A 17,243-nucleotide genomic window follows, 5' to 3' on the forward strand; every position below is an offset into this window, starting at 1 on the left:
TCTCATGGTAGACTTTCTCGATGCCGTAGGGCTGTTCCTCGTGTTCGAGGGCGTGCTCTACGGCTGTTTTCCCGTGGTAGCCAAGCGCGTCGCACGCGACGTCAGCGAGCAGCCTGACGGGTTCCTGCGGATCGCCGGCGTGGCGGCGGTGGCGATCGGCGTTGCCATCGTCTGGCTTGCACGCGGATAAGTGGTCAAGGCCGCCGTTCATCAAACCTTTGTGTCGGCGGCCATATTTTTGTCTACTCTCACCGTTCTGTTGTATTATTTCCACGTTAACCGATAGGGGACCGAACGCATGGTTCTAAACACTGGTCGCACCTTCTTCCGTTCCACCACGGCAGCAGCGGCGCTGATTGCATTGGTTGCAGCGGGCGCTACTCCCTTGTCGGTCAATCACGCATTTGCGCAGGCGCAGGCGGCGCCGGTGCCGAACAGCCTGCAGCCGCGGGCTCAAGGTCCAGCTTCCGTCGCTGATCTTGCCGAAGGGCTTCTTGACGCCGTGGTCAACATTTCGACGTCTCAGACCGTCAAGGGTCAGGATGGCGAGTCAGGTCCGGTACCCATGCCGAAGGTTCCGGAAGGCTCGCCCTTCCAGGAATTCTTCGATGAGTATTTCGGCAAGCAGAAGCCCGGACAGAACAATCCCTCGCATCAGGTCCAGTCGCTTGGCTCCGGCTTTGTGGTCGATGCAGCGCAAGGCATCGTCGTCACCAACAACCACGTGATCGCCGACGCCGACGAGATTGAAGTTAATTTCAACGACGGCTCGAAGCTCAAGGCAGAACTCGTCGGCAAGGACACGAAGACTGATCTTGCCGTGCTGAAGGTCGATCCGAAGAAGCACAAGCTCGTTGCTGTCAAGTTCGGCGATTCCGCCAAGACGCGGATCGGCGACTGGGTTATGGCCATCGGCAATCCGTTCGGCCTCGGTGGCACGGTTACGCTCGGCATTGTCTCGGCGCGCAATCGCGATATCAATTCCGGACCCTACGACAACTTCATTCAGACGGATGCGGCCATCAACCGGGGCAATTCCGGTGGCCCGCTGTTTGACATGTATGGTGAGGTGATCGGCATCAACACTGCGATCATTTCGCCGACCGGCGGGTCTATCGGCATCGGCTTTGCCATTCCGGCAGAGCTTGCCTCCGGCGTCATCGCCCAGTTGCGCGAGTTCGGCGAAACGCGCCGCGGCTGGCTCGGCGTACGCATTCAGCCGGTTACCGACGAGATTGCCGAAAGCCTTGGCATGCCTTCAAGCAAGGGCGCGCTCGTCGCCGGGATCATCGATGGCGGTCCCGTCGCCGACGGTTCGATACTTGCAGGCGACGTGATCACCCGTTTCGACGGCAGGGACGTCAACAATGTCAAGGACCTGCCGCGCGTGGTCGCGGAGAGCCCGGTTGGCAAGGAAGTCGATGTCGTCGTCATCCGCAAGGGCAAGGAGCAGACCGTCAAGGTCAAGCTCGGCAGGCTCGAAGATACCGATCAGCAGGCCAAGAAGGATGACCAATCCAGTCAGGGCGAGGACAACAATGCCCTGCACGGCGTCGATGTCCTCGGCATGACCCTCGGGTCGCTCGACGATGATAGTAGGAAATCGTTCGGCATCGCCAAGGAAGTGCAGGGTGTTCTCGTCACCGAAGTGCAGAAAGACTCAATTGCCGCCAACAAGCGTATCGAAGCCGGCGACGTCATAGTCGATATCGCGCAGGAAACGGTTTCGACGCCTGAGGACGTCGCGGCACGCATCGAAAAGCTGCGCGACGAGGGCCGCAAGAACGCGCTGCTCATGCTGGCTTCAAAAACCGGCGAGTTGCGGTTCGTTACACTGCAGATGGATTGATGGAGCGCGGCGGGCTAGCCCGCCGCCTCAAATTACGAAATCTGTCTTGCGGTAACCTTGCACGTAAAGCAGGGCTGTCAGGTCACCGTGGTCGATGCGGACACCTGCCTGCTCGGCAACGACAGGCTTGGCGTGAAGCGCCACGCCGGTTCCGGCAAGCTGCAGCATGCCGAGGTCATTGGCCCCGTCGCCCACGGCAATCGCTTCACTTGGCGACAGGTTGAAACGGTCGCAGATCGATTTCAAGGCGGCGACCTTCGCCTCGCGGCCAAGAATTGGCTCCCGGACTTCGCCGGTCAGCATCTTTCCGTCGTCAAGCAATGTATTGGCGCTGTTTTCGTGAAAGCCGATCATATCGGCTATGCGCTGGGTGAACACCGTGAAGCCGCCGGAAACGAGGGCGGTATATGCGCCGAATTTCTTCATCGTCCGCACCAGTTCAGGACCGCCCGGCATCAGCGTGATGCGGCTGGCGATCACCTTGTCGATGACACTGTAGGGTAGGCCCTTCAAGAGCAAAACACGTTCGCGCAAGGCTGGCTCGAAGGCGATCTCCCCGTTCATTGCCCTTGCCGTGATGGCCGCAACCTTGTCGCGCAGGCCTGCTTCCTCGGCGAGTTCGTCGATGCATTCCTGCTGGATCATGGTGGAGTCCATGTCAGCAATCAGGACCTTTTTCCGCCGTGCATCCTGGTCCTGCACGACGATATCGATGGGGCTGCCGCCGAGCGCATCCGCAAGCAGCACATGGGCCTCAGTCGGATCGGTGCCATCTTTCAGCGCAATATCGCAGGCAATTCCATCGGCCAGCCAATAAACACCTGTTGCATTGACCGCCGCCGAGGCTTTAATCCCGAGCGAAGGCGAAAGGCCCGCCATGGCGGGATTTGCGATGAGGGTGGCCATCAAAGGCATGAGACAGTTTCCGATCGGGCGGTTGACGTGACAAGACAGGCGATCCTGATAGCTGGACCGACGGCAAGCGGCAAGTCGGCGCTTGCGCTTCGTTTGGCAAGGGAAGCGGGCGGGGTGATCGTCAACACCGACTCAATGCAGGTCTACGACGTATTGAACCTTCTGACGGCGCGGCCTAGCGTCCACGATCTCGAGATCGCGCCACATTATCTCTACGGCCATGTTCCGCCTGCATTTGCCTATTCGACCGGCCGCTGGCTTGCAGATGTCGAAGCGCTGCTGGGGCGTGCGGAACTGTCAGACAAGCCTGTCGTATTTGTGGGCGGCACAGGACTTTATTTCCGGGCGCTTTTGGGCGGGCTCTCGGCCATGCCGGATATTCCCGCAGAAATCAGAGCGCACTGGCGGCGTCAGGACACGGAGCACGGAGCCAACAAATTGCATGCGATCCTTGCCGGGAAGGACCCACTGGCTGCATCGATCTTGCGGCCCTCGGACAGCCAAAGGATTGTGCGTGCGCTGGAGGTTATCGATGCATCGGGCCGTTCTATCGTCGATTGGCAAAAGGAGATCGGACGCCCGCTGATCGATCCCCGGACGACGCGCAAGATCGTCATCGATCCGGACCGGGCGTGGCTCGGCGAGCGCATTGCCATGCGCTTTCAAACCATGATGACATCGGGCGCGATCGAGGAGGTCTCCCAACTGCTGGCCCTGCAACTGCCAAACGAATTGCCTGCGATGCGGGCGATCGGTGTCAAGGAGATAGCGGAAGTCATTGAAGGCCGGTCGAGCGCCGAGGAAGCGGCCAATCGCGCCATTGTCGCCACGCGCCAATATGCCAAGCGGCAAATGACGTGGTTTCGCAACCAGCTCTGCGACGATTGGGAGCGCCTGGCCTATCCCTGATCAGGGCTTGTCACTGCGGAAGGTGCGGATGAGATCGCTGGCGCGGAAACGTTCGCTGCTTTCCTGCTGCGGCTTGGCTTGCTCGTCATTGCGCATCGCCGCATCGAGCGTCCGCCATTGCGCGCGGACCGGATCCGTCGCGACAGTCGGCTGAGGACGTGGCGCTGCAAACGATTGCGGCGTCGCGTGAGCCATTATCCCATCCAGATCGTCGAAGTCGCTGTCGTCGCCGCTATTGTTTTCCGCCGCGTTGAGCTGGCGCATGCGCGTCAGGATCATGTCGAGCGAAACATGTGTATCGCCAAGCCGGGACGATTGCTGGGTCCTTGCCATGTGCGCGGCAGGCAATTGATCCGGCGCAATCGTCTCGAACATCATGCGCATCGGGGTCGGAACGGCTTCCCCAAAGGCTATGGCCTCGCGATTGGCGATGGATGAAAGAAACCCGATCGTACTCTGCGACGCGCCGGTTATGGCGCCGCGGATGATTTCCTGGTCGCGCTCATTGCCGAGCCGCATGGCGAAGACCGTGCTGCATTGAGACAGGATTGTCGGGTCGAGTTCGCCCGGTCGCTGCGTGATGACGGCAAGATAGACGCCGTATTTGCGTCCCTCCTTGGCAATGCGGGCAACGGCCTGGCGCGTCGGCCAGAAACCGCCATTCGGATCGGCGGGAATATAGCGGTGTGCTTCCTCGCAGACGACAAGGGTTTGCACGCGACCGTCGCTCGAAAGTGCGAGGTCAAAGGCCAGGCGGCATAGCACCGACGCAACGGAGTTCACGACTTCGGATGGCAGGCCGGCCAATTGAAAGACGCAGATCGGCCGGTCGTTCTTCGGTATGCGGAATATGTGGCCGATCGTCTGGCGCATCGTGTCCATGGTCGTCGGCGCCGAGAACATGAAGCGGTAGCGCGGATCGGCGACAAGCGCCTGCAAGCGCTGCTTCAATGCCTTCATCGTCGGGCGGTCGGGCTTGCCTTCTAGTTGGCCGATACGCTCATCAATGAGCTTTATCAGGTCCGTGATCCGGTACGGCGAAGGCGTATCGGCCGTCATGGAAGAATAATCGCGGTCCTTTTTGAGGAGCGATGCGCTGGTAGTCCCTTCGGCACTGGCAAAGCGCTCCTTGGCGAGCGGGATCAGATCACGCAATATATCGACTTCCGCCGCAACCGATGGGCGCCCGCGGAAGACTGCCTCGGCGAATTCCTCCAGCCGGAACAGCCAGTAGGGCAGGTCGAATGTTGTGTAATCGATCGAAATGGCCTGCTCTGGAAACGCACTTGAAAATTCATTGTGCGGGTCGAGGACCAGGACGCGCAGATCGGGACGCTGGGCGATAATCTTGCGCAGCAGCAGCGACACTGCACTAGACTTGCCGACGCCGGTGCTGCCGAGGACGGCAAAATGGCGCGATACGAGGCTGTCGATGGAGATCAGGGCGGGAATATCGGCATTTTGCGACAGGTGGCCGACCGACACGGTGTTGGTCATCGTAGCGTTGTAGATTGCCGCGAGGTCTTCCGAGCGAATACGGTGCCCCACCGCTCCCATGTAGGGATAGGTCGCGATGCCGGAGGAGAACCGCAGCGTCCCGTCGCTGAGCGTATCGACCTGCCCGACGAGTTCGATGTGGACGTGAATGATCTGGTCTTCGCCCGGTTCCCATTGGGCGTTGGGAAGATCGACCTTGTAGACAAGGCCGACAACGCGGCTGTGAGCGACCTGTATCGAGATGAGCTGGCCTACCGTCCAGTAGTCCTCCGACGCAGAGACGGATGGTCCGGACTTTGCATGGATGATCGCCTTTTCGCCGTTGCACTCGATGACATGACCGTCGGTTCGATTGCGAAGGAAGGGACGGGGCTGCTGGGAAGGCAAAGCTTCTGAACTCATTGGCGGCGTTCAATCCTGGGCGAGGAGGAATACTTATATCGTTCACAACAACCCTAAGCTGAGACGCATTGAGATTATGTTAGCCCGGTAGTTTGCATTTGAACGATATGCGCAGGCGCCTTGCCTCAATCGCGATTCATTTGCCAAATTCCTGCATTTTTGCCGTTGACGGATGGAAAATGCCAAATTATCGTCCGCGACCATGAAAACAGTTCTTATCGTCGTGGGATCGCGCATGGGCAGGGTGTTGTAAGCACCCGGCGAAAGCTCCCATGCGCGAAACACAGGCTCCTTCGGGGGCCTTTTTTATTACCAGCATCTCAGTTAAACGAAATCATCTTCTGAAGGGCCGAGAGCCACAGGATCGAACGGGAAGAGACCGATGACCGCAGAAAAACAGGATAGTGACAGCCACGCATCGCAACGACGCGAAATGACCGGCGCCGAAATGGTCGTCCAGGCGCTTATCGACCAGGGCGTCAAGGATATTTTCGGTTATCCGGGCGGTGCTGTCCTTCCGATCTATGACGAGCTCTTCCAGCAGGACAAGATCAATCACATCCTCGTGCGCCATGAGCAGGGCGCGGGCCATGCGGCCGAAGGTTACGCCCGCTCGACGGGCACGGTCGGCGTCATGCTGGTAACCTCGGGTCCCGGCGCGACGAATGCGGTGACGCCGCTGCAGGATGCGCTGATGGACTCGATCCCGCTTGTCTGCATCAGCGGCCAGGTTCCAACCAGCCTGATCGGCTCCGACGCATTCCAGGAATGCGATACGGTCGGCATCACGCGCCCCTGCACCAAGCACAATTGGCTGGTCAAGGACGTCAACGATCTGGCGCGCGTACTGCACGAAGCCTTCCACGTCGCCAAGACCGGGCGGCCCGGTCCGGTTCTCGTCGACATTCCGAAGGACGTCCAGTTCGCGACCGGCATGTATACGCCGCCGGAAACCGCGCCGCGCACCAGCTACAACCCTAAGGTCCAGGGCGATATAGAGGCGATCAAGCACGCGGTTGCGCTGCTCGCTTCCGCGAAGCGTCCAGTCATCTATTCGGGCGGCGGCGTCGTCAACTCCGGCGATGAAGCCAGCAGGCTTTTGCGCGAACTCGTGGAGATCAGCAATTTCCCGATCACGTCGACGCTGATGGGCCTCGGCGCCTATCCGGCATCGGGCAAGAACTGGCTCGGCATGCTCGGCATGCATGGCACCTACGAAGCCAACATGGTCATGCACGATTGCGATGTCATGCTGAATATCGGCGCGCGTTTCGACGACCGCATCACCGGCAGGCTCAACGCCTTTTCGCCGAACTCGAAGAAGATTCATATCGATATCGATCCGTCTTCGATCAACAAGTCCGTCCGCGTGGATATTCCGATCATCGGCGATGTCGCCAACGTCCTTGAAGACATGGTGCGCCTGATGCGCGCCTCGTCGGTCCAGCCGGACAAGAAGGCGATCGGCGAATGGTGGTCACAGATCGACAAGTGGCGCGCGCGCAAATCGCTGTCTTATACGCGAAACAAGGACGTGATCATGCCGCAACATGCGCTGGAGCGTCTCTACGCGCTGACGAAGGATCACGACACCTACATCACGACCGAGGTCGGCCAGCACCAGATGTGGGCGGCGCAGTTTTACGGCTTCGAAAAGCCCAACCGCTGGATGACGTCCGGCGGGCTCGGGACGATGGGTTATGGCCTGCCGGCAGCGCTCGGCGTGCAGATCGCGCATCCGAATTCGCTGGTCATCGATATTGCCGGCGATGCTTCCGTGCAGATGACGATGCAGGAGATGAGCGCGGCGGTGCAGTACAATGCGCCGATCAAGATCTTTATCCTCAACAACCAGTACATGGGCATGGTGCGTCAATGGCAGCAACTGCTGCACGGCAACCGCTTGTCGCATTCCTACACGGAAGCCTTGCCTGATTTCGTCAAGCTGGCGGAGGCCTATGGCGGGCACGGGATACGCTGCGAGAAGCCGGGCGACCTCGACGATGCGATCCAGGAAATGCTCGACGTCAAGAAGCCGGTTCTCTTCGATTGCCGCGTTGCAAATCTTGCCAACTGCTTCCCGATGATCCCGTCCGGCAAGGCGCACAATGAAATGCTGCTGCCCGATGAAGCAACGGACGAGGCGGTCGCCAATGCCATCGATGCCAAGGGCAGGCAGCTCGTTTAACCGAACCGGAGAAAGAAATATCATGAACGCGCAAAACCTTGCCTCCGGCTCGGCCTACTTCATCGCCAAGGAGACCGAACTACCGGTAACGACGGTCCTATCGGTACTCGTCGACAATGAGCCGGGCGTCCTTGCCCGGGTGATCGGACTCTTTTCCGGACGCGGCTACAACATTGAAAGCCTTACGGTTTCGGAGACTGAGCACGAGCAGCACCTGTCGCGCATCACCATCGTGACGCGCGGCACGCCGCATGTCCTCGACCAGATTCGCCACCAGCTCGAGCGCATCGTGCCGGTGCATCGTGTCGTCGACCTGTCGGTACGTGCAGGCGAGCTTGGCAATGAAAAGCCGATCCAGCGCGAACTCGCCCTGGTGAAGGTTGCCGGTTTCGGCGACAACCGCAATGAGGCGCTGCGCCTCGCGGAGGCATTCCACGCCAAGGTCGTGGACGCGACTGTCGAGCATTTCATTTTTGAGATAACTGGCAAAGGCTCGAAGCTTGACCAGTTCATCGCCATCATGAAGCCGATCGGCCTCGTCGAGATCTGCCGCACGGGCGTGGCTGCGATGAATCGCGGCGCACAAGGCATGTAATCTTTAATGGAATGGCGTCAAATGTCAGGGATGCGCAATTGTATCCCTGACAAGATTGGCGTTGAGCCGGATATCGAGCGGCCATATAGTTTGGGCCATTCATTTATACTCCATTTATACATGGTTAGATCATGACGCTCGAAATTTTCCTGACGCTGCTCGTCTTTGCCTTTGTCACCTCCATAACCCCCGGTCCGAACAATCTGATGCTGCTGACATCGGGTGTGAATTTCGGTTTCAGGCGGACGATTCCGCACATGTTCGGGATCGGCAGCGGGTTCTTCACCCTGCTTATCGCGGTGGGGCTGGGCCTCGGCGCGCTCATCCACAATTTTCCGCTGGTATACACTGCCCTCAAGTTCGCCGGCGGGGCCTACCTCGTCTACCTTGCCTACAAGATCGCGACATCGCGGTCGCTTGGCACGGTCGACAGCAATGCACGGCCGATGACGTTTTTCGAAGCCGCTGCGTTCCAATGGATCAACCCTAAAGCCTGGGTCATGGCCGTTACCGCCATGGCGACCTACACCTCGTCGGATGCCTATCTGCTGACGGTTCTCATCGTCGGTATCGCTTTTGCCATCGTCAACGTCCCTTCGGTGTCGAGCTGGGCAGCGTTCGGCCAGATGATGCGGGGATGGCTCGCCGATCCCGTCCGGCTTAAATGGTTCAACATCACGATGGCGCTTCTCCTCATTGCGAGCCTCTGGCCAATGCTGAAGTGAGCTTGCACCGGGGCAGGAAAAGGTCTTAAGATTTTTCCATGGCACACGATCACCCCGAGCATCACCACGACAACGAACTCGATCCCATGGCCGCGCGCGTGCGGGCGCTCGAGACGATCCTGACAGAGAAGGGTCTCGTCGATCCGAAGGCCATCGATGCGATCGTTGATACCTACGAAACGAAAGTCGGCCCGCGCAATGGGGCGAGAGTGGTCGCGAAGGCATGGTCCGACCCGGAATTTGCCGGTTGGCTGCAACGCGACGCCACCGAAGCAATTGCTTCGCTCGGCTATGCCGGGCGCCAGGGCGAACATATGCAAGCGGTGTTCAACACACCCGATACGCATAACCTGGTGGTCTGCACCCTGTGCTCCTGTTATCCGTGGTCGGTGCTCGGCTTGCCGCCGGTGTGGTACAAGGCGCCGCCCTATCGCTCGCGGGCAGTGATCGATCCGCGCGGCGTGCTTGCGGAGTTCGATGTCATTCTGCCCGAGACGACGAAGATCCGCGTTTGGGATTCGACCGCCGAACTGCGCTACCTCGTTGTCCCCCTGCGTCCGGCTGGTACCGAGGGTTTCAGCGAGAAACAGCTCGCGGAACTCGTCACAAGGGATTCGATGATCGGCACCGGGCTGGCGCTGACCCCGGAGGCGGCATGAACGGCCCGCAGGATCTCGGCGGGCAAATGGGATTCGGCCCGGTTGCGCCGGAAAAGGACGAGCCACTGTTTCATGCGGAGTGGGAAAAGCGCGCGCTCGGCCTGACCATAGCCGCCGGGGCAATGGGGCATTGGAACATCGATGAAAGCCGGCACACGCGCGAAAGCCTGCACCCTGCCGATTATTATTCGTCCACCTATTATGAAATCTGGATCAAGGCGCTCGAGCGATTGCTGCAGCGTCATGGTTTCGTATCGCCCGAGGAACTTGGCAAGGGTCATGCCACAGGCAAGGGCACGGAGCCGAAACGCGTCCTCAAGGCGGAAAACGTTGCGGCGGCCCTGGCGAAGGGTGGACCCTGCGACCGGCCGATGACCGCGCAGCCGCGCTTTTCGGCAGGCGACATGGTGCGAACACATAATTTCAATCCCCAGACGCATACGCGGCTGCCGCGCTACGCCCGCGGCAAGGCAGGAATCGTCGAGGCTGTGCGGGAGGGCTTCGTCTTTCCGGATACCAACGCCCACGGCAAGGGTGAAAATCCGCAATTCGTTTATACGGTGACCTTTCCGGCTGCGGAAATCTGGGGCGACGGGGCCGACCCGACGCTGACAATTAGCATCGATGCCTGGGAGAGCTATCTTGAGCCTGCGTGACCTGATCACGCACTCCAAGGGTCTGCCGTCGCAGGACGGCAGTCCGGTCTTCGCCGAGCCATGGCAGGCCGAGGCATTTGCCATGGTCGTTGCCTTGCACGACAGGGGCCTGTTTACCTGGGATGAATGGGCGCATGCGCTCTCGGCTGAATTGAAGCGCCCTGGCGCGCTGGAGGACGCCAGCGATTACTATCATTGCTGGCTTGAGGCCCTGGAAACCCTTGTCGTCACCAAGAATGTTGCGGCAAGAAGCGAAGTAGAAGCGCTTGCCGCATCCTGGCAACGCGCCGCCCACGCGACGCCGCACGGCGAGCCCATCAGACTTGAAAACGACCCGGATCGATCCTGAAATGATGATTTCCCTGAACGTACGCCGGAAGGCGTTTCTCCTTCTTGCGTGCGCAATGCTTGTTCTTGGCGGCGCCGCCATGGCGCAGGAAGACAATTGGCCAACGTCCAGCGAAGACGATTTGCGCAAGCTTATCACCGGGGCAACGCTGACAGGCGAAGTGAAGGCCGAGCCGCCGTTCAATTTCAGTGAATTCCTTGCCTCCGACGGAAAGTCGCGCGGCAAGATGATCGAATGCTGCAAGCCGGAGCAGGTCGTCAGCAACGGCATGTCCTATGCCGGCGAGTGGACGCTGGAGAAGGACAATCTGTGCGTTACCTATGAAGGCGAAGCGGACAAGATCTGCTGGCGCCTGCAGGTGAAGGGCGACCGGTTTCGCATGACCGACCAGAAATTCGGTCGGGTCGGCGAGGGGCAGATCCGGGCGGGAAATCCCGATAATCTATAGTATGAGCCGATAGCGCGGCATTTTCCTTGCCCTTTGGCGGCGAATCCTGTCAGTCAGACCCATGCAATTATCTCCGCAACAGGACGAAGCGCTACGAGCGGTTTCGACATGGCTGAAGGAAGGGCGACGGCCGATCTTTCGCCTGTTCGGCTATGCCGGCACCGGCAAGACAACACTCGCCCGTTACTTCGCCGAACATATCGATGGCGATGTCCAGTTTGCAGCCTTTACCGGTAAAGCGGCGCAGGTGCTGCGCTCGAAAGGCGCGGCCAATGCACGGACGTTGCATTCGCTGATTTACCGGCCGCGCGGCGAAGAGGCTGTCGAAGACCAGACGACGGGTAAGACCAGTATCGCGCCGACTTTTTCGTTGAACCGGCAAAGCCCCGTCGCCAAGGCCAAGCTCATCGTCGTCGACGAATGCTCAATGGTTGACGAACAGCTTGGCAAGGATCTGCTGAGTTTCGGCACGCCCATTCTTGTTCTCGGCGATCCCGGGCAGTTGCCGCCGATCTCGGGCGGCGGGTTCTTCACCGAGCACGAGCCGGATTTTCTCCTGAGCGAGATTCACCGGCAGGCGCGCGATAATCCGATCATACGGCTGGCACTTGACGTGCGCGAAGGTCGCGAATTCGGCTATGGCGACTATGGCGCGGCCAAGGTCATCTCCAAGACCGACGTGACCCAGGACCTCGTGCTTGGCGCCGACCAGGTGCTGGTCGGAACGAACCGCACGCGCCGCCGCTACAACCAGCGCCTGCGCGAACTCAAGGGCTTTTCCGCCGCCTTTCCGCAGGCTGGCGACAAACTGGTTTGCCTGCGCAACGACCCGGCCAAGGGATTGCTCAATGGCTCGCTGTGGAAGGTTATGACCTCGTCGCGCGAGACAGTGAAGCCGGGCATCAACCTTCTCGTTTCACCCGAAGACGAGGAACCGGGCAGGGGCGTTGCCAAGATCAAACTCCTTAAGGCGCAGTTCGATGACCCCGACGCCGAAATTCCATGGCAGACGAAAAAGCGCTTCGACGACTTCGACTATGGCTATGCGCTGACGACCCACAAGGCACAGGGTTCGCAATGGGACGATGTCGTGCTCTTCGACGAAAGCTTTGCATTCCGCGATACCCGCGAGCGCTGGCTCTATACGGCCATCACCCGCGCCGCCGAGCGGTTGACGGTTGTCCGGTAGGGCCGACCATGCGTCCGTGACATGGATCGTTCAAATTTCGATCGGGCCTTGAACGAATTACCAATGTCTTATGTCGTATTTCTCAGATAGAACTGTGTGAGACGTTCCTGCGTGGAAATTCGACGATGACTGCAAAACTTTCCGTCAACCTCAACGCTATTGCGATGCTGCGCAACCGCCGCGACCTGCCGTGGCCGAGCGTGACCGGCCTCGGGCGCATAGCGCTGGCGGCCGGAGCGTCCGGCCTGACGGTTCACCCCCGGCCGGACGAGCGCCATATACGTTTCTCGGATCTGCCCGAAATTCGTGCGCTCATCGACGATGAGTTCCCCGACGCCGAGTTCAACATAGAAGGTTATCCGACGGCGGAGTTTCTCGAACTCGTCGCCAGGAATGAGCCGGAACAAGTGACCCTCGTTCCCGACGATCCATCGCAAGCTACGTCAGATCACGGTTGGGATGTCGTCGCGAAGGCAGATTATCTGCGCCCGATCATCGCCGGGCTGAAAGAGCGGGGCGCGCGCGTTTCCCTGTTCATCGATGCCGATCCGGAAGCGCCCGCCGGCGCGCAGGCACTCGGGGCTGACCGCGTCGAACTCTATACCGGTCCCTATGGCGGTGCCTTCGACGATCCGCGCCGTGCGACCGAAGAGCTTTCGAAGCTGGAAGTCACGGCTGCGGCGGCTGCGAAGGCGGGAATTGCGGTCAATGCCGGACATGACCTGACCGTCGCCAACCTGCCGCCTCTGGTCAAGAAAGTGCCAAATCTGGTTGAAGTTTCAATAGGTCATGGCCTGACCGCCGACGCTTTGACCCACGGAATGTCGCGCTCTGTGGAAAGATTCCTCGATGCGCTACGAGCTTAGCCCCTTGATAAGGGTGAGCGATTTGATTTGCCATGCGTTTTTGCATACCGTGAGTCTAGAGCTATGAAGAAATGGCGATTGATATTGCGATGCAACACGGCTAACTCGTCCGCCCACGCTGTCAGAGCGAGGAAAAAATTGCATGAGTGACCAGCAATTGGCTGACGAGAACTACTACAAAGATCCCGTCACCCATGACCCGGATATGCATCACCACAAAGAGACGTTTCCGGTACTTGTGCTTGGGGCACTCGGCGTCGTCTATGGTGATATCGGCACGAGCCCGATCTATGCTTTCCGCGAGGCGCTTCATGCTGCTTCCCTTGATGGAAGCCTGAGCCGGACTGACGTGCTCGGCGTCGTCTCGATGATCTTCTGGGCCCTCACGGTCATCGTCACCATAAAATATGTGCTTTTCGTGCTGCGCGCCGACAATGACGGCGAAGGCGGCATTCTTTCCTTGATGGCCTTGGCACGGGCGAGCTTCAAGACTCGCCCGCAACTTATTCTGGCCCTCGGGATTATCGGCGCGTCGCTGTTTTACGGCGATGCGGTAATCACGCCGGCGATTTCCGTGCTTTCGGCGGTGGAAGGCCTTGAGATCGTCACGCCGACGTTGGAGCCGTTCATCGTCCCGATCACGCTGGTCATTCTGCTGACGCTGTTTTCCATCCAGCGCTTCGGTACGGCGCGTGTCGCGACCGTTTTCGGTCCGATTACCTTGCTCTGGTTCCTTGCCCTCGGCTTCTTTGGCCTTTGGCATCTCGCCGATGATCTGAGCGTCTTTGCCGCAGCCAATCCGGTCTATGCCTTCGAATACATCATCGACAATCCGGCTACCGCCTTCCCAACCATCGGTACGGTATTTCTGGCCGTCACCGGTGCGGAGGCGCTTTACGCCGACCTCGGGCATTTCGGTCGCAAACCCATAGCCACGGCGTGGATGTGGGTCGTTTTTCCGTGCTTGCTCTTGAACTATTTCGGTCAGGGCGCCTTCATTCTCGCGCACGGCGATGCGGCCAAGAATCCGTTCTTTGAAATGTTTCCGAACTGGGCGCTTCTGCCCATGGTCATTCTCGCCACGATGGCGACGGTCATCGCCAGCCAGGCGGTCATCTCGGGTGCCTATTCGCTGTCGCGCCAGGCCGTGCAACTCAATCTTCTGCCGCGTCTGAATATCGAGCATACCTCGGAGAAACAGTCGGGCCAGGTCTACCTGCCACGGGTCAATGTACTCCTCGGCCTCGTCGTCATCTTGCTGGTTCTGGGCTTCGAGCGCTCGTCCAACCTTGCATCGGCCTACGGCATTGCCGTCACCGGCAACATGCTGGTCACGACGACCCTGCTGTTCATCGTCATGCTCCGCATCTGGAAGTGGCGGCTTTGGGTCGCAATCTGCCTGACGCTTTCGTTCCTTATCATCGATCTGACCTTCGTCAGCGCCAATCTGATCAAGGTCGTCGATGGCGGCTGGGCTTCGCTCGTCGTCGCCTTCCTGATCATCCTCGTGATGTTCACCTGGGTGCGCGGCAGCCGCCAGCTCTTCGAAAAGACGCGCAAGGGCGAAGTGCCGCTTGATCTGATTTCGCGCAAGATGGCCGAAAATCCGCCGACGCTGGTTCCTGGTACGGCCGTCTTCCTCACCGGCGATCCAAAGAGCACGCCGACGGCACTGATGCACAGCCTCAAGCACTACAAGGTCCTGCACCAGAACAATGTCATCCTCACCGTCATCACCGCGCCGACGCCGCTGGTAAAGAAGAGCGAGCGCGTGCGGATCGAGCCGATCAACGACCTGTTCATGCGGGTGACGCTGACCTTCGGCTACATGGAGCGTCCCAATATTCCGCGCACCCTCGCCATCTGCCGCAAGCAGGGCTGGAAGTTCGACATCATGACGACGTCCTTCTTCCTGTCGCGGCGTTCGCTGAAAGCTTCGGCGCGGTCCGAAATGCCGCGCTGGCAGGATCGGCTTTTTATTGCCCTTGCTCGCACCGCAAGCGACGCGACGGAGTATTTCCAGATCCCGACCGGGCGCGTCGTCGAAATCGGTACGCAGGTGAATATTTAGAACCTGTTTAGTCTAGGACATGATCGAGGCGGAGTCCGGCCGGGGTCACCCCGGCCGCCAACGCCTCGCCGATACATTCTTTATCGAAAAATAATTGCGCCATCGCGCTTGCCAAATTCCCTGCATCGTATTAGAAACCCGCCGTAACGTACGGTACGGTACGGCAGGGAGTTAACGCGTGCACCCCACAGTCGATGTCAGCGAAAGCGGATTGACCGAGCGTCAGAAGGACGTGCTCGATGCGGCGCTCGCGCTTCTCGTTGAGGCGGGCGACACGCTGACGATGACAAGCGTCGCGCGTCGTGCCAGCTGCTCGAAGGAAAGCCTCTACAAGTGGTTCGGCGACCGCGACGGTCTCTTGACCGCAACGGTGCAATGGCAGGCCCTGAAGGTGAGGGGCGTGCCGGTCGATCCCGAAGCTTTCAACCTAGCCTCGCTGACCGCGGGGCTCGAAGGCTTCGCTGCCGATTGGCTGCGTGTGTTGTCGGGCAATATTTCGGTCGCGCTCAACCGGGTCGCCGTTGGCCATGCCGGCAGCGACAAACACGATCTTGGCGCGATCGTGCTCGAAAACGGCCCATTCGCCATGGCGCGGCGCTTGAAGCCCCTGCTGCAGCTTGGGCGGGAGACCGGCCTTTTGGAATTTCAGGAAACGGACGAGGCGTTTCGCACTTTCTTCGGACTTGTCGTCCGGGATGTGCAAATCCGGTTGCTGCTCGGCGACCGGCTCGGATTGAACGAGACGGCGATCGACCGTGACGCAAGGCGAGCGACACAGCAGTTTCTGGCTCTATACGGAATTAACATTAACCAGGCCCGGAACGGCCACCAATCCTAACCAAGGGAAGGAATAGATCGATGCGCGTATATTATGACCGCGATGCGGACATCAACCTCATCAAGTCGAAGAAGGTTGCCATTATTGGCTATGGTTCGCAGGGCCGCGCCCATGCGCTGAACCTCAAGGACTCCGGCGCCAAGGACGTGCGCATTGCGCTTCGCCCCGGCTCCGCCACCGCCAAGAAGGCCGAGGCTGACGGCTTCCAGGTCGTCAGCGTTGCCGAGGCTGCCACATGGGCCGATCTGATGATGATGGCAACGCCGGACGAACTCCAGGCCGACATCTACAAGGAACATATCGCCGACAATATCCGCGACGGCGCTGCGATCGCCTTCGCGCACGGCCTCAACGTGCATTTCGGCCTTATCGAGCCGAAGAAGAGCGTCGACGTGGTCATGATCGCCCCGAAGGGCCCGGGCCACACGGTACGCGGCGAATACCAGAAGGGCGGCGGCGTTCCCTGCCTCATCGCCATCCATCAGGATGCTTCCGGCAATGCGCATGATCTCGCGCTTTCCTATGCTTGCGGCGTTGGCGGCGGGCGTTCGGGCGTCATCGAGACCAATTTCCGCGAAGAGTGCGAAACCGACCTCTTCGGCGAGCAGGTCGTTCTGTGCGGCGGTCTGGTCGAACTGATCCGCGCCGGCTTTGAAACGCTGGTCGAGGCTGGCTATGCGCCGGAAATGGCCTATTTCGAGTGCCTGCACGAAGTGAAGCTCATCGTCGACCTCATCTATGAAGGCGGCATTGCCAACATGAACTATTCGATCTCGAATACGGCCGAATGGGGCGAATACGTCTCAGGTCCGCGCATCATCACCGCCGAGACCAAGGCCGAGATGAAGCGTGTTCTGAAGGATATCCAGACCGGCAAGTTCACGTCCGACTGGATGCAGGAATACAAGGCCGGCGCGTCGCGCTTCAAGGGCATCCGCCGCATGAACGACGCCCACCAGATCGAAGAAGTCGGCGAAAAGCTGCGCGGCATGATGCCGTGGATCGGCAAGAACAAGCTGGTCGACAAGGCCAAGAACTAAAACGTTATCGTGTGAAGCAGAAAGGCCGGCGGAGCGATCCGCCGGCC

Annotated in this window: 17 protein-coding genes; 15 read left to right on the top strand and 2 right to left on the bottom strand. The window is 59.7% G+C overall.

The window, feature by feature from the left end:
* Positions 1-4: 4 nt before the first annotated feature.
* Entirely contained in the window at positions 5-190 is a 186-nt protein-coding gene (locus BLR72_RS03485) for a DUF2065 domain-containing protein (protein WP_027231855.1), read from the top strand.
* 108 nt (positions 191-298) lie between these two features.
* On the top strand, positions 299-1,849 hold the full coding sequence (locus BLR72_RS03490; RefSeq protein WP_091945097.1) for a DegQ family serine endoprotease: 1,551 nt from the start codon (positions 299-301) through the stop codon (positions 1,847-1,849).
* A gap of 27 nt (positions 1,850-1,876) precedes the next feature.
* Here BLR72_RS03490 and serB read toward each other — a convergent pair whose 3' ends face one another.
* Positions 1,877-2,764, bottom strand: coding sequence for a phosphoserine phosphatase SerB (gene serB / locus BLR72_RS03495; RefSeq protein ID WP_091945100.1), 888 nt, complete (start codon positions 2,762-2,764; stop codon positions 1,877-1,879).
* 27 nt (positions 2,765-2,791) lie between these two features.
* Here serB and miaA point away from each other — a divergent pair, with 27 nt between their 5' ends.
* On the top strand, positions 2,792-3,673 hold the full coding sequence (miaA, locus tag BLR72_RS03500) for a tRNA (adenosine(37)-N6)-dimethylallyltransferase MiaA (protein ID WP_091945103.1): 882 nt from the start codon (positions 2,792-2,794) through the stop codon (positions 3,671-3,673).
* Here the strand turns inward: miaA and BLR72_RS03505 are convergent, their stop codons facing one another.
* The gene (locus BLR72_RS03505) at positions 3,674-5,572 is read right to left on the bottom strand and encodes an ATP-binding protein (RefSeq protein WP_091945106.1); all 1,899 of its coding nucleotides are present in this window, start codon (positions 5,570-5,572) and stop codon (positions 3,674-3,676) included.
* Positions 5,573-5,954: 382 nt separating this feature from the next.
* Between BLR72_RS03505 and BLR72_RS03510 the strand changes: the two genes are divergently transcribed.
* The 12 genes from BLR72_RS03510 to ilvC all read left to right on the top strand — a co-directional run bounded on the left by BLR72_RS03510 (position 5,955) and on the right by ilvC (position 17,196).
* Positions 5,955-7,760, top strand: a complete 1,806-nt coding sequence (locus BLR72_RS03510) for an acetolactate synthase 3 large subunit (RefSeq protein ID WP_091945109.1) — start codon at positions 5,955-5,957, stop codon at positions 7,758-7,760.
* Positions 7,761-7,782: 22 nt separating this feature from the next.
* Positions 7,783-8,355, top strand: a complete 573-nt coding sequence (gene ilvN / locus BLR72_RS03515) for an acetolactate synthase small subunit (protein ID WP_027231850.1) — start codon at positions 7,783-7,785, stop codon at positions 8,353-8,355.
* A gap of 131 nt (positions 8,356-8,486) precedes the next feature.
* The gene (locus tag BLR72_RS03520; protein ID WP_027231849.1) at positions 8,487-9,080 is read left to right on the top strand and encodes a LysE family translocator; all 594 of its coding nucleotides are present in this window, start codon (positions 8,487-8,489) and stop codon (positions 9,078-9,080) included.
* A 38-nt stretch (positions 9,081-9,118) separates the two neighbouring features.
* Entirely contained in the window at positions 9,119-9,739 is a 621-nt protein-coding gene (gene nthA, locus BLR72_RS03525; RefSeq protein ID WP_091945112.1) for a nitrile hydratase subunit alpha, read from the top strand.
* Positions 9,736-10,395, top strand: coding sequence for a nitrile hydratase subunit beta (gene nthB / locus BLR72_RS03530; RefSeq protein WP_091945115.1), 660 nt, complete (start codon positions 9,736-9,738; stop codon positions 10,393-10,395). The genes nthA and nthB overlap by 4 nt, the downstream gene beginning before the upstream one ends.
* On the top strand, positions 10,388-10,744 hold the full coding sequence (locus BLR72_RS03535; protein ID WP_280140116.1) for a nitrile hydratase accessory protein: 357 nt from the start codon (positions 10,388-10,390) through the stop codon (positions 10,742-10,744). The genes nthB and BLR72_RS03535 overlap by 8 nt, the downstream gene beginning before the upstream one ends.
* 1 nt (position 10,745) lies before the next feature.
* Positions 10,746-11,192: a hypothetical protein gene (locus BLR72_RS03540; RefSeq protein ID WP_091945120.1), complete on the top strand. Its 447-nt coding sequence runs from the start codon at positions 10,746-10,748 to the stop codon at positions 11,190-11,192.
* Positions 11,193-11,253: 61 nt separating this feature from the next.
* Positions 11,254-12,381, top strand: coding sequence for an ATP-dependent DNA helicase (locus tag BLR72_RS03545; protein ID WP_027231844.1), 1,128 nt, complete (start codon positions 11,254-11,256; stop codon positions 12,379-12,381).
* Positions 12,382-12,506: 125 nt separating this feature from the next.
* On the top strand, positions 12,507-13,247 hold the full coding sequence (locus BLR72_RS03550) for a pyridoxine 5'-phosphate synthase (protein WP_091945123.1): 741 nt from the start codon (positions 12,507-12,509) through the stop codon (positions 13,245-13,247).
* A 205-nt stretch (positions 13,248-13,452) separates the two neighbouring features.
* A complete protein-coding gene (locus tag BLR72_RS03555; RefSeq protein ID WP_228019398.1) occupies positions 13,453-15,318 on the top strand; it encodes a potassium transporter Kup in 1,866 nt (621 codons plus the stop codon).
* Between the two features lie 178 nt (positions 15,319-15,496).
* Positions 15,497-16,156: a TetR/AcrR family transcriptional regulator gene (locus BLR72_RS03560; RefSeq protein WP_091945125.1), complete on the top strand. Its 660-nt coding sequence runs from the start codon at positions 15,497-15,499 to the stop codon at positions 16,154-16,156.
* 20 nt (positions 16,157-16,176) lie between these two features.
* Positions 16,177-17,196 carry a ketol-acid reductoisomerase gene (gene ilvC, locus BLR72_RS03565; protein WP_091945127.1) on the top strand — a complete coding sequence of 340 codons (1,020 nt, stop codon included), beginning with the start codon at positions 16,177-16,179 and terminating at the stop codon, positions 17,194-17,196.
* The last annotated feature ends 47 nt before the right edge of the window (positions 17,197-17,243 follow it).

Source organism: Phyllobacterium sp. YR620 (genome assembly GCF_900104165.1).
Classification (GTDB): Bacteria; Pseudomonadota; Alphaproteobacteria; order Rhizobiales; family Rhizobiaceae; genus Phyllobacterium; species Phyllobacterium pellucidum.

Coding starts and splice junctions, on each gene's coding strand:
- BLR72_RS03540 (WP_091945120.1), top strand. CDS start 10,746: ATGATGATTTCCCTGAACGTACGCCGGAAGGCGTTTCTCCTTCTTGCG.
- serB (WP_091945100.1), bottom strand. CDS start 2,764: ATGCCTTTGATGGCCACCCTCATCGCAAATCCCGCCATGGCGGGCCTT.
- BLR72_RS03485 (WP_027231855.1), top strand. CDS start 5: ATGGTAGACTTTCTCGATGCCGTAGGGCTGTTCCTCGTGTTCGAGGGC.
- BLR72_RS03490 (WP_091945097.1), top strand. CDS start 299: ATGGTTCTAAACACTGGTCGCACCTTCTTCCGTTCCACCACGGCAGCA.
- BLR72_RS03520 (WP_027231849.1), top strand. CDS start 8,487: ATGACGCTCGAAATTTTCCTGACGCTGCTCGTCTTTGCCTTTGTCACC.
- BLR72_RS03545 (WP_027231844.1), top strand. CDS start 11,254: ATGCAATTATCTCCGCAACAGGACGAAGCGCTACGAGCGGTTTCGACA.
- nthA (WP_091945112.1), top strand. CDS start 9,119: ATGGCACACGATCACCCCGAGCATCACCACGACAACGAACTCGATCCC.
- BLR72_RS03510 (WP_091945109.1), top strand. CDS start 5,955: ATGACCGCAGAAAAACAGGATAGTGACAGCCACGCATCGCAACGACGC.
- ilvC (WP_091945127.1), top strand. CDS start 16,177: ATGCGCGTATATTATGACCGCGATGCGGACATCAACCTCATCAAGTCG.
- BLR72_RS03505 (WP_091945106.1), bottom strand. CDS start 5,572: ATGAGTTCAGAAGCTTTGCCTTCCCAGCAGCCCCGTCCCTTCCTTCGC.
- BLR72_RS03555 (WP_228019398.1), top strand. CDS start 13,453: ATGCATCACCACAAAGAGACGTTTCCGGTACTTGTGCTTGGGGCACTC.
- BLR72_RS03550 (WP_091945123.1), top strand. CDS start 12,507: ATGACTGCAAAACTTTCCGTCAACCTCAACGCTATTGCGATGCTGCGC.
- ilvN (WP_027231850.1), top strand. CDS start 7,783: ATGAACGCGCAAAACCTTGCCTCCGGCTCGGCCTACTTCATCGCCAAG.
- nthB (WP_091945115.1), top strand. CDS start 9,736: ATGAACGGCCCGCAGGATCTCGGCGGGCAAATGGGATTCGGCCCGGTT.